This is a genomic window from Sphingobacterium sp. ML3W, assembly GCF_029542085.1.
GTDB lineage: Bacteria > Bacteroidota > Bacteroidia > Sphingobacteriales > Sphingobacteriaceae > Sphingobacterium.
On record NZ_CP107036.1, the window covers coordinates 5,784,478 to 5,801,496 of the forward strand.

The following is a 17,019-nucleotide window of genomic DNA, read 5'->3' on the forward strand; positions in this document are numbered from 1 at the left end:
TGGATCACAAAATAAATAGACACAGATGAAAATATCGATGATGTATCTCATGCTGGCCGTATTGTGTGCCAGTTGTATGAAAGAGGATATTGCCAGTGCCGATATGGAGGTCAGGACGAATGCCTCAAGTTACAAGGTAGGTGATACCGTTGTATTCCGATTTGAAGGAACCCCTGACAATATTGTATTCTATTCTGGAGAGAACGGACACAACTATGACTTGAAAGATCGCCTTTATGCGGATAACGATTTACAGGTAGATTTCAAAACACTCGTACAATGGGGTGTTATTTATGACAATCTAAAACTATTCGTTTCCAATAATTTTAGCGGAATATACACTAGAGAAGAGGTTGACAAAGCCACTTGGACCGATATTTCAGACAAAGCCGTTTTCTCCACAGGGCAAGATAATACGCCTTCCGGAACCGTAAGTCTAAAATCGTATCTCAATCCGGTTGACACGGGATCAACATATTTGGCATTCCAGTACACTGACTTCCAAAAGCCGCAACAGAACAGATGGGTCATTCGCACTTTTAATGCGGTAAAGGTATCGCCAGAAGGCGTGCAGACTAATGTTGCTACGATATCCAATGCGGGCTGGAATGCCGTAAGTTTTCTAAATGACAGTAAGGTATGGACGATTTCCGCAACGCAGCTATTGATGTATGGCGGTGTTGCATCCGATACCGACAATGATGATTGGGTGATTACCAAAGGTTTTAAAGTAAAGGAGTCCATTGCGGACAAAGGAATAGCACTAAAAAACATCAGCTCAAACCTGCGGGAATACAAATATGTATACAAGACCCCAGGTGTCTATAAAGCTGTGTTTGAAACCTCCTCCGACTGGTACAGTGGTCGTAAAGCAGGGTACGCCGAAGTGACAATAACCATTACACCATGATCGATATGCAACGGTTAAATAGAGGATACAGTCATTGCGCTGGGGTATGGAGGACGATGATCATACTGCCATTTTTATGCTTCGCAAGTGTTTTCGCACAAAGCGAGGCTGATGTACGCCTAGAAAATAGTGTGATGCAACTGATCTGGCGTGAGGGTAAAAATGGCTATCAGCTTCAATCCCTCGCCTTGAAAGATGGAGCGGGAGGAAAAAAGCAGCTAACGATGGCGACACAGCAGCGAACGATCCTTTACGCTAAACATAAGCCGCTAGATAAATCTGCAACTGTTTATGATCATGATGGGAAGCTCATTCATTTTCCAGACTCTCAGTATCGCTATGTAATTCCAATCTGGTCACAAAGTTTATCGCCTGTGAGCCTGAATACTGCAGGAGAAATATTGCACTATCAACCGACTGCAGTGACTTCAACTTTACACTCGGGGTTGAGATTTCAATACGAAAACGAAAAAATTGCCCTGTCAGAAGAATGGAAACTTGATCCAGATCATACGCATGATATCCGTGTACAGATGATTTTAAAAGCGAAACAAAGCGGTTATTATTCCTTGTCATCGCCATCACTGGCGATTGGTGATCGCAAGCAGTTTCAGTGGGCGGTGATTCCGGGGTTATTCCAAGGAGCAGCGCTCAATCCTGACTTTGTGGATGCCTACGCTTACGGACATGGCATCCCTGATCGTCCGGTCATTGTCCGAGAACGTACAGCCTCTACATTAGCGGCGCTGTTAACGACACAATCTGGAGTGACCTTAGCGACCGTAGCTGAACCCGGAACTGCAAGGGATCCCTGGTTGAAAGACACAAAGACTCATGCGGACTGGAAACTTGGATTGTCATTGATGAATCGAAATAACGAGCTTACACCGACACTCTATCATCCAGTACTGGGTGAGGCTGGGTCTTACTTGAACGAAGGACAAGAGATAACATTTTCTTTTCGCTATACAATCCAGCAAACCTCGTGGTACAATGTTTTAGGGCATGTGATAAAAGATGTTTATAAGTTTAGTGATTTTTTAAAATTGAAAGAGACGAATCGTTCCTTAACGGATCGTCTTTACGCGATGTATGATTATGTCTTAGCAGATAGTACTTCCAAGTGGCGGACCGTAAATGATAAGAATACGGTGATTGGTGCTCAGGATTATCTGGGTGGCGTGTATGGATCTGCAAAAGATGCCATGAAAAACTCTGATTATGGTGCGATGTGGATGCTGGCTAGACTGACTGGAGATACCACACTCAAACAGCAACGACTCCCTGAAGCCCTAAACTTCAAGTTGCAGCAACAACAGCGGAAACCTGGGTTCTTTTATGGATCAGCTGCCGGGCAGTATTACCTATATCGCAGTCAACAGTTTACCGAAGAATGGGGGCCGTATAGCGAGCCCATTGGCACCAGCTATTACATGTTGATGGATATCGGCAATATATTACTTTTTGAACCAGATCGATCTGATCTTAAACAAGCCTTGCGTAAAGCCGCAGATTGGCTGTTGTCAAAAATGCATCCCGATGGGCATTGGGAGGTTGCATATGATAATAAGTCAGGCCGTCCCATGTTTGGGGACCTATCCGATCTCCGACCAACATTTTATGGACTATTGGTTGCGCATCAGTTGCTAAAGGACGAAAAATATCGAGCTGGCGCAATTAAGGCCGCAAACTGGTTTGTCGAACATGCAGCAAAAAAAGGATGGTTCCTGGGTGTCTGTGGTGATACGCGATTTGCACCTGATTTTGCAACAGCACAGTCTATACAGGCCCTCCTCGACATGTATACATTGACCAAGGATTCACGCTATCAAACAGCGGCTTATCAGGTAGCCAAATATTATACAACATCGATCTATACGCATCCCATCCCATCTCGGGAGCTCAAGCGCGTGAATGGGACTGCTCGTCAAGATTGGGAAATCAGTCAAGCGGGGCTGGGATTTGAACATGGAGGTATTATGGGCTCTGCAAATCATCATGGTCCTATTCTGCTATCGAGTCATGCGGGGTTGTTTGTAAGACTTTATGCGCAAACGAAAGACAGCCTATTGCTGGATATGGCAAGAGCAGCAGCCTGGGGACGGGATGCTTTTGTGGATGCCAATACCGGAGTCGCTTCCTATTACTGGGATGCGATGAATAAAGGGGCAGGACCATTTCCTCATCATGCCTGGTGGCAATTGGGATGGATTACCGATTATCTACTCTCCGAAGCAGCGGTTCGTTCCAATGGTAAAATCTCCTTTCCCAGTGGATTTATAACACCTAAAGTTGGGCCACACCGCAGCTACGGCTTTGATAAAGGGAGGATATTTGGAACTCCCGTTGATTTGAAAATGAAAAAGGAACTTATCAACCTTGATAATGCACAAATAGATTATATCCTGGCAACGAACAGCGATAATAAGCAGCTCTATATTGTTTTGCTGAACAATAGTGTGGATCAGCAGGAGATTCAGCTCAGGGTGGATAAAGGCCAATCCCAGCGTCTATTTGGATCAGGTCAGCTGGAGGCCTATCTTCTCAACGCCAATGGGGAACATGAAATAGAAATGCCAGCATCTGCGGTCTGGAAAATCACCCTGCCGGCAACGGGACTAAAAGTAATGAAAATCAACTATCAATAACCATTTAAAATCAACTAATAGTATGAATAGCAACATTAAAGACTTAAAAAACTTTTGGATTTTACCAGTATTCTTTGGACTAATGTTTACGGTTTTAAGTTGTACAGGGATCGAAAAGAGCTTACAGCAAAATGAACAGCAAAATCAACAACAAGTAGAGCATAAACTTGCACGAATGGCCTCTGCTGCCGGGCAATTGGATTCACCCATGGTGAAAAGTTTGGCTTATCAGGTTATCGTCAACAATGATACCTTGGACGTATGGCAAGAAACCTGCTATGATCTGGCCCAAAATGGTGGGCAGACGGATGTACATACCGCATTGTTTAATTATGTGCCAGGTACACAGGTCAAGATTATTTGTAACAGTGCATTCTCAAATTTTACGCTTTCGCCTAAAAGATTGAATATACCGGTTGTGAAGAATGGAAATGAATTGACATTTACCATCCCGGAATATTACAATTATGCGTTAGCTATCCCTGGTCGAGCACCCTTGCTATTATTTGGATCTCCCGATTACAGTGCCTATAAACCTGGGGCGGTTGTTTTTGCCAAGGGAATACATTATGGCGTAAACGGAGTTTTTAAACTTGAGTCTAATAAAACCTATTATTTAGAAGAGGGAGCAATTTTAAGAGGAAAGGTATTGATCGAAAATGTGTCTAATGTCAAATTGATCGGTCGAGGTTATATTGATGATCGTACTGCTCCTGTCGCTGGAAACTTTGTCAAAGTCTACCGTAGTCAAAATGTGGAACTTCGGGGATTTGGCGTTCGGCATGCCGCTTTAGGGTGGCAAGTGGATATGGTCAATTCGTCGAATGTCAACGTTTCCCATCTCAATCTATTGAGCTTTGGGCAGAACAATGATGGTTTGGATTTGGGTTCAGGATGTCAAGATGTGCATTTCTCCCACTGTTTTATTGGATCGGGGGATGATGGTTTTGGTTGGCACGCAACAAATGCGGCTGCAGATGGTGAAACCCCACTTTTAAATTGTAGCGCCCACGACTGTTTGATCTGGAAAAACCAGGTGGGCGTAGGTATTCGTATAGGTTCTTCCTTAGAAACCAGTAGTGTCGAACAGCTCACATTCAAAGATATTGATATAGCCAAAATGACTTGGGGAGGTCATTCTGTGGCGATACCACATTCGGATTGGGCTGATGTGAGGAATATCACCTTCGAAGGGATCCGTGATGAGACCATCGGAAATACACGATTCGTGCTGATGTATATTAAGCAGAACTCGAATTCAAATCCAGTCTATAGACCTGGAACCATTTCTAATATTCGATTTATTGATTGTGTCAGCAGTGCCACAGCGGCAACCTTCGAGGGTTATGATGCGGAGCACATGATTAAAGATGTGACCTTCAAAAACGTAAAGGTCGGGGGCAGGAATATGTTGCAATCTGATATCGTCGCGAATTCCTTTACTTCGAATATCACTGTTGTAGATTGATGTTAAAAATATTTTACGAGAACTTGTATTCAAATGGTATGCGTAGCTATCAATTAATCATAACGATCCTATTGCTTTTTTTTACAATGACTGATTTGAGTGCGCAGAATACCGGGGAGCTCGATAAGATTGCAGCTTCACAAGGTACCGCCTCGCATCTATTATTTTCTGTGGATCTCCATAAAGAGGAGCTTATTCATCCAAGTGATTTTGAGCGAGATGACGAGTGTATAGTCCGCGGTGGTATTCCTAATTTTCTTGCTAAAATTGCCAATGGTCAAGATGTGACCGTCGCATTTATCGGTGGTAGCCTGACACAAGCAAATTATTGTTACCGGATGCAGATTTCCACCTATTTGCAGGCACGTTATCCATCCACCCGATTTAAGTGGGTCAATGCTGGCGTATCTGGAACAGGTACGGATTTGGGAGCCTTTAGAGTTCAGGAGCAGGTATTAACACAGCACCCCGATCTGGTTATCATAGACTTTGCAGTCAATGGCGCCTATGCAGCAGGCATGGAAGGTATAGTCAGGCAGATTATCCAACATGATCAGCATACCGATATCTGTTTAATTTATGCCATCTTGGCTACACAAACCAAGGTATATAATAATGGAAAGATACCGTCACATATTGAAACTTTGGAAGCATTGGCTGATCATTATAGTATTCCTACAATACACTTGGGAATGGAGATTGCGCGCTTGGAATCTCAGGACAAGTTGTTGTGGAAGGGAGATGCAGGTTCTGCAGGAGAACGTATTTTATTTTCTACGGACGGAATCCACCCGCTGAAAGCAGGTGGTGATCTTTACGCTGCAGCCATTGCCCGTGGGATTGAGAAGATGAAAGGATGTTCACAAATGGATATACATCCATTGCCTCAACCGCTGATATCTGATGAATGGGATATCGCAGGGATGTACATGCCTACTGATATTGCTGATTTTGATACTAAATGGGCCGTCCTTCCTACAAAAGAATCCAAATTAAAGGCGTTCAATGGATGGTTTGACACGATGATGGTAGCTGGGGAAGAGGGAGCGCGATGTTCATTCACTTTTGAAGGCGATATATTTGGTCTGTTTGATATTGGCGGACCCGAGGTGGGGCAGCTTGAAGTATGGGTAGATGGTCATCAGGTAAAACTACAGAAATTACAGTCAGATAGTTTTCAGCCCTATGAAATGACAATAGGGGATAAGGGTGATACTCTGTTGAATCGTTTTAATGCCTACTGTAATAATCGATATCGAGGTCAATATGATTTGATCAAATTGCCAAAAGGGAGGCATGAAATCAGTTTTCGTATATCGCCATTGAAAGCCGATAAAAGGATAATTTTGGGACCATCTCAACAAGAAGATATTGTTCAATACCCCGAGAAATATGACGCATCTGTAATTTATTTAGGACGGATACTGTTACGCGGGAAACCAATTTTAAATATTGCTAGAAAATAAGAAGTATGAAATCATCATGATTTGAAAGCAGCGTGAACCGAGTAAACCGAACGATTGAGCTCATGAATGCTATTGAAAATAAATATTGATGAATAATGCCTTAAAGGGGAAAATCGAGTAATGAATAAAAAAATAATTAGATGAAAGCAATTCAATTAATAAAGCTATTCGGCTGTCTACTACTCAGTTTGAGTATATCTTTTACCTATGCCCAAGCTGTATTGACACAGCAGCAGAAATGGGAGGAAAAGATACAGCGCTATGAACGTCTGGATAAGCAAAATCCACCACCTGACAATGTCATCTTATTTGTTGGTAGTTCGACCATTGAAAATTGGAAAACGCTCAAGGACGATTTCGTTGGTCAGGCTGTACTGAATAGAGGGGTCTCCGGAACCAAGACAATAGATCTGTATACCTATAGAGACCGATTGATTACACCGTATAATGCAAAGCAAATTTTTATTTATGAAGGTGACAACGACATTGGGTTGCATTGGTCTACAGATCGTATTGTAGAGCAGTTTGCTGCCTTATTTAGTGAAATACGAAAAACCAAACCGCATGCTGAAATAATTTATATCTCCATCAAACCTTCACCGCGCCGATTGAAAGATAAAATACAGATCGAAGAGGTTAATGCGCGTATTAAACAGTTTTTAAAACAACAATCTGGGACTGCCTACGCGGATGTATATTCTAAAATGCTGGATGTTCACGGTGATTTAGTTCAGGCATACTATCGGGAGGATGGTCTGCACCTAACCGCCGAGGGATACACTATTTGGAAAGATGTGATTTCCGAATTTATAAAATAGACGAATTTACCCCAGTATAAGGGGTGTTGAATAAGATGATAAACTAGATAAAAAAGAAAGTATATATGATTTATAGCAAGGGAGGAACCTCCAGAACATTAAAGAATGAAGTTGTTACCGCCGATTTAGCGGTTGTGGGCGGTGGTATGTCTGGCGTGTGCGCTGCGATTACAGCAGCTAGGCAAGGTTTGCGTGTGGTGTTGGTACAGGATCGGTCTGTACTTGGGGGGAATGCCTCCAGTGAGGTTAGATTGTGGATATTGGGTGCCACTTCTCATATGGGGAACAACAATCGTTGGAGTCGAGAAGGTGGGGTTATTGACGAAATATTGGTTGAAAATGTGTATCGCAACCCCGAGGGTAATGCCGTTATATTGGATATGATTTTACTTGACAAGGTAAAACAAGAACCCAACATCCGATTGTTGCTTAATACCAGTGTCTATGAAGTCCACAAAGAAGCTGGTGAACGGATCAAATCATTAAGTGCTTTTTGCAGCCAGAATTCCACACAATATACCCTTGAATCATCTTTATTTTGTGATGCTTCTGGAGATGGTATAATCGGTTTTCTCTCTGGAGCGGCTTTCCGCATGGGCGCTGAAACACGGGAAGAATTTGATGAGGCTATGGCACCAGATATTTCCTATGGAGAGCTTTTGGGGCATACACTCTATTTCTATACCAAAGATGTCGGAAAATCAGTGTCTTATACTGCCCCTGCTTTTGCCATGGATGTTACCAAAGAAATACCACGGTTCAAAAATTTCAATGCCAAAGAGCATGGCTGTAAGTTATGGTGGGTGGAGTATGGTGGGCGTCTAGATACCGTGCACGATACCGAAGAGATCAAATGGGAACTTTGGAAAATCATCTATGGTGTGTGGGATTATATCAAAAATTCAGGACAATTTCCTGAAGCCGACACGCTGACGTTGGAGTGGGTTGGAATGGTTCCCGGAAAGCGAGAAAGCCGTCGGTTTGAAGGTGATTATATCCTGACACAAAAAGATGTGGTCGAGCAGCGTCAACATCAAGATGCCGTAGCCTATGGTGGCTGGTCCATCGATCTGCATCCTGCGGATGGTGTCTTTAGCGACCGTCAACCCTGCAACCAATGGCATAGTAAAGGTATTTTCCATATCCCTTATCGCTGTTTATATAGTCGTAATATTCAAAACCTCTTTTTGGCGGGTCGCCTGATCAGTGTATCCCATGTCGCATTTGGTGCAACTCGGGTAATGGCGACATGTGCTTATGTCGCACAGGCAGTAGCGATTGCTGCAAAACTATGTGTTCAGCATCAACTTGTACCACGGGAACTAGGTCAATCCTATTATATGACCGAATTGCAAAAAGAACTGCAACGAGCAGGTCAGTATATACCAGGTTTTCATTTGTCCGATAATAGCGATCTTGTACAGCAGGCAGAACTCACTTCTTCAAGCAATTTGGACTTTAAGGGATTCTCCAAAGAAAATATTTTGTGGAAAAATCTGGACATTTCCGCCGCACAACTTCTTCCTGTCGTTGCGGGTGCCTTGCCTATCTTTCTTTTGGAGATTGAAGCTATGCAGCCAACAATATTGGAAGTAGCGCTGAGAAGCAGTGAAAGGAAAGGTGGTTTTACGCCAGATCAGGAACTGGGAAAAATTAAAATTAGTGTAAAACCTGGTGTTCAGACAGTAACATTGGATTTTGGATTGAAGATACATGAGGATCAATATGTTTTCCTTACGTTTCTCCAAAACGAACATGTGCGATTGGCCTATACCTCTCAGCGAATATCTGGATTGCTTTCTGTTTTTAATGGAGTGAATAAAGCGGTTTCAAATAATGGTAAACAAGTAGCCCTGTCAGGATCTGGAGTGGATTCATTTGAATTTTGGACGCCACAACGTCGGCCCGAAGGACATAATCTCGCCATTCAGCTAACAGCGGGACTGTCTGTCTTTGGGATTGAAAATGTGCGTAATGGTATTGATCGGCCCACAATTCGTCCGAATGCCTGGGTCGCTGCAACTGACGATCAGCAGCCAATAATTTCGATTAAATGGAAGCAGAAGCAGCGCATAAGAAGGATAGAAATTAATTTTGATACCGACTGGGATCATGCGATGGAGTCCGTATTAATGACCCATCCTGAGACCGTTATGCCCTTCTGTGTGCGGAATTATAGCATTGAAGATGGAAATGGGAAGACTATTTATATGCAGCGGGGCAACTTTCAGACCAGAAATGTGATAGAACTTTCGGAACCTTGTGTTACAGACCAACTGATGATATCTCTTGAGCACCCTTCTCCAGATGTACCAGCTGCCGTTTTCGCTATCAGGTGTTATGCATAGTCTTATAGAATGATAATATTCAGTAATTTAATAGTTGATACAAGATGATAGATACAGTAGTTATAATCGTTTTTTCGGTATTCATCATGCTGGTTGGGATAAGCTTCTCACGAACCGGAAGAAATTTGAAGTCCTTTTTTGCTGGAGGAGAATCCGTGCCCTGGTTTATAGGGGGGATGTCCCTGTTTATGAGCTTTTTTTCAGCGGGTACTTTTGTCGCATGGGGTTCAATAGCGTATAGTCATGGCTGGGTAGCGATTACCATTCAGTGGACTATGTGTATAGGTGGGTTGATTACAGGTCTTTATCTGGCACCCAAATGGAAGGCCACAGGTAATCTTACTGCGGCCGAGTTTATTAAGGAGCGCTTGGGGAGTACAGTGCAGAAGTGTTACATCTATGTCTTCATGATTGTTTCGGTATTTCTCAAGGGCTCAGTGTTGTATTCTGTAGCCAAACTTGTTTCCGAATCATTGGACTATCCCTTGATTCCAGTTACCATTGTGCTGGGAATCCTAATGATTGCCTATACCGCCATCGGCGGTTTGTGGGCCGTAATGGTGACGGATATTCTACAGTTTGTCGTCCTGACAGCGGCGATTGTAATTGTCATTCCATTGGTTTTTGACGAAGTTGGTGGTGTACAGTCCTTCTTGGACAAAGTTCCAGATAATTTCTTCAACGTTGTAAACGGTGAGTATACCTGGGGTTTTATTTTAGCTTTTGCATTGTATCATATTTTTTATATCGGAGGCAACTGGACATTTGTACAACGGTATACCAGTGTTGATACACCACGATCGGCGTCCAAAGTTGCTTATTTATTTGCTGCGTTGTATATTGCTAGCCCGATTTTGTGGATGATCCCACCAATGGTTTACAAAGCGATCAATCCGGATTTGACCGGCTTGGCGACAGAGACGGCTTACATTATGGTTTGTAAGCAGGTGCTCCCTGCAGGATTGCTTGGATTGATGCTCACAGGAATGTATTTCTCTACATCGGCATCCGCAAATACGGCCTTAAATGTTGTATCAGCTGTTTTTACAAACGATATCTATAAGGGAACGTTAAACCCGCAAGCGTCAGAAAAAAAGCTGATGTTTATTGCTCGTGCATCATCTTGGTTTTTTGGATTTTTTATGATTATTGTTGCGCTGATCGTACCATTGATTGGTGGGATAGTCGAGTTCACCCTGAGTATAGGCGCCATTACAGGCGGGCCATTATTGGCGCCACCGATATGGGCGTTGTTTTCAAAGCGATTGACAGGAAAGGCTACTGTATATATAACTGCTGTCAGTTTAAGCATCAATCTGCTGTTTAAGATTATTTTTCCTTTGTTGATAAACTATAAACTTAGTCGAGCCAACGAGATGCTGCTTGGTGTTGTACTTCCCTTCGTTTTGTTGGTTTGTGTCGAACTGTATGCGAAATCACGCGGGAAGATAAGTGCAGAATACCTTGCACTCAAACAAACTAAAGCCGCACGTAAGGAAGCTGTACAGCAGATTGATAAAGAAGAGGAGATGGCACTGAAAAATCAGAATAAATTTGGATTGAAGATGATAGCATTTTCGCTCACCTTTATTGCGCTGTTGCTTTATGTACTGTGCTTTTTCTTTGCCGACCGTTCTCCATTAGTTGGTGGAATTGCTACGGTAATACTTATCAGTTCATTGATCCCATGGCGAGCAGCCCATCGAGTTTTTATGGATCGGATTTAAAATCCGGTTAACTTGCAAGGCATCGTATTCTTAGCGTTTTTTAACACGATACTCCTTGGATACCAGAAGCGAAACAGTTAAATTGCTGGAAATTTGTTGTCAATTAGAATATAAACATAAACAATATGAAAAGAAAAGCGGCATTTCTTTTAGGGCTTTTGGCTTCCGCTGCGCTACCGCAAGCAACTTTCGCTAAAGATTTAATAAAGGAATCAATTGTTCAAAACCAAGAAATTGAAGGAAAAGAACTGATCGGGCGATGGGATATCGAGGTAGACGTCAATGGTACCTCAGCACCTTCCTGGCTTGAAGTGAAATTGTCAGGTTATAAGACGCTAGTAGGTCACTATGTGAGTACTTCGGGGAGTGCAAGACCTGTTTCACAAGTTTTTTATGAAAATGGAAAGTTTAAATTTGCGATACCACCACAATGGGAAGGCGGAAAGATGAACTTAAGTGTGGAAGGTGAGATCCAAAATGGAACATTACAGGGTACAATAACGGAACCCGATGGAAAGACGCATCGCTTCAAAGGTGTACGTGCACCCGAATTAAAAAGAACGGCTGCCGTTAAATGGGGAAAACCGATCCAGCTTTTTAATGGAAAAGATCTTTCTGGTTGGAAAGCTACAGGTAAAACAAATCAATGGATTGTGAAAAATGGGATCTTGACCAGTCCACAGTCGGGTTCTAACCTTGTTTCGGAACAAAAATTTGAAGATTTTAAATTGCATGTTGAATTTAAAATTCCTTCGGGAAGCAATAGCGGTGTCTATCTAAGAGGGCGTTATGAGGTGCAGATTGAGGATAGCCCAAAAGATGCACATCCGAATGCTGTACTTTTTGCAGGGGTCTATGGCTTCCTGGCAGCAAATGAAATGATGAATAAAGGGGCTGGTGAATGGCAGACCTATGATATTACATTGGTGGGACGTCTGGTGACGGTTGTAGCGAATGGTAAAACAGTGATCAGCAACCAGGAGATTCCGGGGATTACCGGTGGTGCGTTGGATAGTAAGGAGGCCGAACCGGGACCATTGTATTTCCAAGGAGATCACGGACCTGTTGAGTTCCGTAAGGTCGTCGTTACACCTGCAATCAAATAATACAAAAGATTTATTGAAGAGACTGCCGCCGAGGTGGTCTCTTTTTAAACTCCAATGATGACAACGACAATGTCTTCATTTTGGTAAGAAGTATAGTACCGATCAATTGAACCACTTTCTTTATAGTCCTGTAATTCCTTAAATATCATTTTTTTTAAAGTACCTTTTCCTTTTCCGTGGATAAATTTGATTTCGTTCATTTCCCAATAAATGGCTGCGTCTAAGTTGGATCTCAGGAAATCAATGGATTCTAACATAAGTTCTTCAGCTGAGTAGTCTTCCCAATCTTCAAGGAAAGCATCAGCGTGTAGATCAACTATAGCGGGTGGTTTGCGCATGATTCAATATTTTACAGTGCCGCAAATGTAAAACAAAACAACGACTTAATAGCTGAGGTCCGCGAGGAAATAAACTGCATCGGCAAATTTTTCATGCCATTTTTTTATAATGGCTGCCATTTCATATTCTTCCTCTTCGGCATGAGTGAGCATCAATAGTTCGATCGCATCCAGTAATTGTTTGTGATCCAGAAAAAAACCATCATAGTCGCGGTAGGCTGAGACCGTTTCCTGAATAAGTTGTAGGCTATCGTGTCGAATCAGAATCATTGTATGACGGGAGGAAATACGGTCCAATAACCATTCCTTTTTGAAATCAGATGCGATATGCCTATTACATGCTTGGTTAAACAACATTTCGAATTCAACAATCTGACTTTTTAGACTATGTATAGCGGACTGGAGTTCCTCAAAAGTATTGATGATCCGTTCCTGTGTCTCCATATTTCTTGATATAATAGCCATGATATTTTACTTAAAGTTTATATGATGTTGGTTCTTAATGTTTTAAATAAAAGCATGTAAGGTATATACAAATAGTTTGGCGAAATGTTTTCCCAATTATGAATAATAATAGACTGGTGATCTGTCGAATGCGGCACAATATGAGTTAGAAGCCAACTACTTTTGTGAAAATTTGATACCATTTAAAGCTTATTCCAGAAAGAGTGGCTTTACTTTCTCAATAGTGGAAAATAGGTAATTTGCTTTTTTTTTACGTTATTCGCATAGCATAAAAACAGGTTAAAAATTGAATTGAATGAAGGAGAAAGCAATCGGAAATTATCAATTAGAAATATGTTCCAATTCAGTCGCTTCGGCGATCGAAGCTGAAAAAGGTGGAGCAACACGTATTGAATTTTGTCAAAACTTAGAGAATGGAGGAACAACACCCTCTTTTGGTCAATTGAAGTTGGTACGTGAGTTTGTGCATATCGGTATTCACGTGCTGATTAGGCCACGTGGAGGAGACTTTCTATATACAGAAGAAGAAGTGTTGGAAATGATCACCGATATCGAGCTGTGTAAGGAATTGGGCATGGATGGCGTTGTCATAGGTGTGTTGAATGCAGATGGTACCGTGGATAAGATCAATACTAAGCGTTTGGTTGATGCCGCACGTCCTATGCATGTGACATTTCATCGTGCTTTTGATCGTGTGGAAGATCCTTTTAGTGCATTGGAAGATATTATTGCTTTGGGTATTGATCGTATACTGACTTCAGGTTTGAGAAATTCAGCTTTATCGGGTGCGCCTTTACTGCAACAATTGATCGAGCAGGCAAATGGGCGTATTGTGATTATGCCGGGAGCTGGAGTGGACTCTTCCAATATCCAGACGATCTTAGCGGAGACCGGGGCTATTGCTATACACAGTTCGGCAAAAGAAAGCCAGCCTTCAAAGATGCAATTTGCACAGGATCAGGTCAAGGGAATGGATGAGGCACAGTGGATGAGCTCAAAAGAAAAAGTCCACCAAATGGTAGACTTATTAAAAAGCCTTTAAAGTATAACTTTAAAGGCTGCTAATTTCTTTTTGCTTACTTAGCTAATTGATTTAAGATAGCATCGTTTTTAACGATTTGGTTGTCAGCTTTCATTTTTGATCTTGAACCTAACTCAACGTTAGTTCCTAATTTCAAGAACTGAACTTCAACACGTGAAACAGTTTTATTTCTTCTATCTTTTCTTTTTAAACGTGTAACTCCCATTTTGATAATATTTTTATTGTTTAAATAAAACGAGGTCGGAAGCGGATTCGAACCGCTGTAGGAGGTTTTGCAGACCTCAGCCTAGCCACTCGGCCATCCGACCCTATTTTTTTCCTTTTGAAGGTCTGCAAAAATAAAACTTATAATTGGAATTAAAAAATCTTTGTGATAAAAGTTTTGTGTTTTTGAGCATTATTCTGAAAACCAGTCTGGTAGTTTTCGACTCGGTCATCACTTCGCATTCATAATTGTCTCGCCATTGCGTGCAAGCATATGGATAAAGTAACAATTTTGGCGATCCACTGTATCTTTTAGAGGACATTCAAAAAAAATCTGGCCCGACTTTTTTCGTTTGTTTTTGAGTGTATATGAGCAGATTATGGATTTTGGAATAGATATTGCAAATGAGACTGTCAGAAATCTCATACAAGAAATATATGAGAGTAAATGATAAAAGAACAAAGTAAATTAAATTAGGAAACATGAAAAAACTATTATTATCTGCAACAATTTTATTTGGTTCAATAGGAGCTTTTGCACAAGGTGGATTGGGATACGGACTACGTGCGGGTGTAAATATTCCTAAATATTCGACAAGTTTGGGAGATACTAAATCAAACACAGGTTTCTTTGTCACAGGTTATTTGGATGCGCCTGTGTCACCATATTTTTCGGTACAGCCAGGATTGTCATTACAGAATAAAGGTGCTAAATGGGTTGAGACTTCTAATGGAGAGCTTAAAGAAAGTGTAATGTCGCTGGACATTCCAGTAAATTTAGTGGCTAAATTACCTACAGGTGGATCTGGTAATTTCTTTATTGGTGCAGGTCCCTATGTGGGATTTGGTCTAAGTGGAAAACAAAAAGGAAATTTGGGTGATGCTAAGAGCGAAAGAGATTTAGAATTTGGTAGCGGTGAAGGAAAAGATTTAAAACGCACAGACTTTGGTGTAAACTTCTTAGCTGGTTATCAATTAACCAATGGTTTTCAGATCAATGCTGGTTATGGCCTGGGTTTAACTAACTTGGCGCCTAATAGCGGTTCAATCAAAAACCGCGTTTGGTCAGTCGGTATCGGTTTTGGACTATAAGAAATATAAGTATTTAAGCTTATTATGAGGAAGAAGTCCCTGCATTTGTAGGGACTTTTTTATTTCATAAACTTAAGTCAGCCGAAATTGTTATTTTTATTCAAAAGAATATTCAATGAAAAGATTCCTCTCTTTACCCTTCTATGTCAAGTTAGCCTGCGTATTAATTAGTATCCTGCTTCTGGGATATCTGGCCAAGATTGGTGATACCATTCTGATCCCGATGATTTTGGGCTTACTGTTTTCCCTACTTTTGATTCCATTGAGCAATTTTATGGAACGTAAGCTACGTTTTCCAAGGACATTGGCAGGAATACTCAGTGTGATTCTGTTTTTTGGGGTATTGGGCTACGGTCTTTTCCTGTTGGCCTCTCAGCTTACCTTGTTGAAAGAAGACTTTCCGGCATTTAAAGAACAGATCATGGATGGGGCAGGTAAATTGCAGAGCTGGGTCAGTCAACAGTTTGGGATACAGCATAAAGAACAGATGGAATTCATCAATAAGACGGCTTCAAAGTCGGTTGATTCAGGTACGCTGTTTTTGGGAACGGCACTGGTGTCACTCTCCTCCTTGTTTATTTTATTTGTTTTTACTTTCCTGTATACTTTCTTTCTACTGATTTATAGAGGTCATATCGTGAAGTTCCTTTTATTTGTCAATCGTGTCGAAGACCGGCCAATTGTTGTGGATGTGGTCAGACAGATTCAATATGTGGTTAAGAAATATTTGATCGGTCTGTTGATTCAGATGAGCTTGGTTTCCCTTTTAGTTTTTATTTGTCTCTCTTTAATTGGTGTAAAATACAGTCTGCTTTTAGCCTTGATTACAGGTGTATTCAACGTATTGCCTTATGTAGGTATTTTCTCCTCAATGCTTATCATAGCTATTCTGACCTTTGCAACAGCTTCGTTTACGCACGTGGTGCTGGTGATCTTGGCATTGATTATTGTGCACATGATTGACAGCAATTTTATTGTTCCCAAAATTGTGGGATCAAAGGTAAAGGTCAATTCCTTATTTGCCATGTTGTCCATTATTATCGGCGAGATGATATGGGGGATTTCAGGTATGTTTTTGGCTATTCCTATTTTGGCAATAGTCAAAATTGTAATGGACCGCATTAAAGAGCTTAAGCCCTGGGGATTTTTATTAGGGGAGGAGGACAGTAAAGATGAAGTATACAAAGATTTATTCGATTCTTTAAACCCTATCGAGAAGAAGATAATTGATGAGGGGAAAGAGTAGAGAAAAGTAAGGTGATAGGCGAATAAGGGGCGAAGCGTTTCCGAATGAGTTATGAAGAAACAATGAGCAAGTTGCAGCAGTGGTAATCGCACTAACTTCCTGCTTTCTTTGTCATTTTTCCTGGATTTCTTCGCTTGTTGT

The 17,019-nt window shown here is 41.5% G+C and carries 14 protein-coding genes and 1 tRNA gene; 11 read left to right on the forward strand and 4 right to left on the reverse strand.

The window, feature by feature from the left end; translation table 11 throughout:
• Positions 1-25 precede the first annotated feature (25 nt).
• From OGI71_RS23935 to OGI71_RS23970, 8 genes are all read left to right on the forward strand, one after another.
• The gene (locus tag OGI71_RS23935; RefSeq protein WP_282252490.1) at positions 26-910 is read left to right on the forward strand and encodes a DUF5017 domain-containing protein; all 885 of its coding nucleotides are present in this window, start codon (positions 26-28) and stop codon (positions 908-910) included.
• A complete protein-coding gene (locus tag OGI71_RS23940; protein ID WP_282252491.1) occupies positions 907-3,558 on the forward strand; it encodes a glycerophosphoryl diester phosphodiesterase in 2,652 nt (883 codons plus the stop codon). The genes OGI71_RS23935 and OGI71_RS23940 overlap by 4 nt, the downstream gene beginning before the upstream one ends.
• A 22-nt stretch (positions 3,559-3,580) precedes the next feature.
• The gene (locus tag OGI71_RS23945; protein ID WP_282252493.1) at positions 3,581-5,026 is read left to right on the forward strand and encodes a hypothetical protein; all 1,446 of its coding nucleotides are present in this window, start codon (positions 3,581-3,583) and stop codon (positions 5,024-5,026) included.
• Positions 5,026-6,492, forward strand: coding sequence for an SGNH/GDSL hydrolase family protein (locus OGI71_RS23950; RefSeq protein ID WP_282252494.1), 1,467 nt, complete (start codon positions 5,026-5,028; stop codon positions 6,490-6,492). The genes OGI71_RS23945 and OGI71_RS23950 overlap by 1 nt, the downstream gene beginning before the upstream one ends.
• Positions 6,493-6,632: 140 nt before the next feature.
• A complete protein-coding gene (locus OGI71_RS23955; protein ID WP_282252495.1) occupies positions 6,633-7,310 on the forward strand; it encodes a GDSL-type esterase/lipase family protein in 678 nt (225 codons plus the stop codon).
• 65 nt (positions 7,311-7,375) lie between these two features.
• Positions 7,376-9,658 (forward strand): FAD-dependent oxidoreductase, encoded by a 2,283-nt coding sequence (locus OGI71_RS23960; protein ID WP_282252497.1) that lies wholly within the window; start codon positions 7,376-7,378, stop codon positions 9,656-9,658.
• A gap of 44 nt (positions 9,659-9,702) precedes the next feature.
• On the forward strand, positions 9,703-11,385 hold the full coding sequence (locus tag OGI71_RS23965) for a sodium:solute symporter family protein (protein ID WP_282252499.1): 1,683 nt from the start codon (positions 9,703-9,705) through the stop codon (positions 11,383-11,385).
• A 125-nt stretch (positions 11,386-11,510) separates the two neighbouring features.
• On the forward strand, positions 11,511-12,491 hold the full coding sequence (locus tag OGI71_RS23970) for a DUF1080 domain-containing protein (protein ID WP_282252500.1): 981 nt from the start codon (positions 11,511-11,513) through the stop codon (positions 12,489-12,491).
• A gap of 44 nt (positions 12,492-12,535) precedes the next feature.
• On the opposite strand, the gene OGI71_RS23975 is transcribed toward OGI71_RS23970, so the two are convergent.
• Together OGI71_RS23975 and OGI71_RS23980 are read right to left on the reverse strand one after the other, a co-directional pair.
• Positions 12,536-12,829, reverse strand: coding sequence for a hypothetical protein (locus OGI71_RS23975; protein WP_282252502.1), 294 nt, complete (start codon positions 12,827-12,829; stop codon positions 12,536-12,538).
• 45 nt (positions 12,830-12,874) lie between these two features.
• Complete coding sequence (locus OGI71_RS23980; protein ID WP_282252503.1) at positions 12,875-13,294, reverse strand: hypothetical protein; 420 nt, start codon at positions 13,292-13,294, stop codon at positions 12,875-12,877.
• A 295-nt stretch (positions 13,295-13,589) separates the two neighbouring features.
• Between OGI71_RS23980 and OGI71_RS23985 the strand changes: the two genes are divergently transcribed.
• The gene (locus OGI71_RS23985; protein WP_282252504.1) at positions 13,590-14,336 is read left to right on the forward strand and encodes a copper homeostasis protein CutC; all 747 of its coding nucleotides are present in this window, start codon (positions 13,590-13,592) and stop codon (positions 14,334-14,336) included.
• Between the two features lie 34 nt (positions 14,337-14,370).
• On the opposite strand, the gene OGI71_RS23990 is transcribed toward OGI71_RS23985, so the two are convergent.
• Positions 14,371-14,541 (reverse strand): spore protein, encoded by a 171-nt coding sequence (locus OGI71_RS23990; protein ID WP_120262149.1) that lies wholly within the window; start codon positions 14,539-14,541, stop codon positions 14,371-14,373.
• Between the two features lie 32 nt (positions 14,542-14,573).
• Positions 14,574-14,644 (reverse strand) — tRNA-Cys (locus OGI71_RS23995).
• Positions 14,645-15,023: 379 nt separating this feature from the next.
• Here OGI71_RS23995 and OGI71_RS24000 point away from each other — a divergent pair.
• Positions 15,024-15,632, forward strand: coding sequence for a porin family protein (locus tag OGI71_RS24000; protein ID WP_282252505.1), 609 nt, complete (start codon positions 15,024-15,026; stop codon positions 15,630-15,632).
• Between the two features lie 115 nt (positions 15,633-15,747).
• Positions 15,748-16,878 (forward strand): AI-2E family transporter, encoded by a 1,131-nt coding sequence (locus tag OGI71_RS24005; RefSeq protein ID WP_282252507.1) that lies wholly within the window; start codon positions 15,748-15,750, stop codon positions 16,876-16,878.
• The last annotated feature ends 141 nt before the right edge of the window (positions 16,879-17,019 follow it).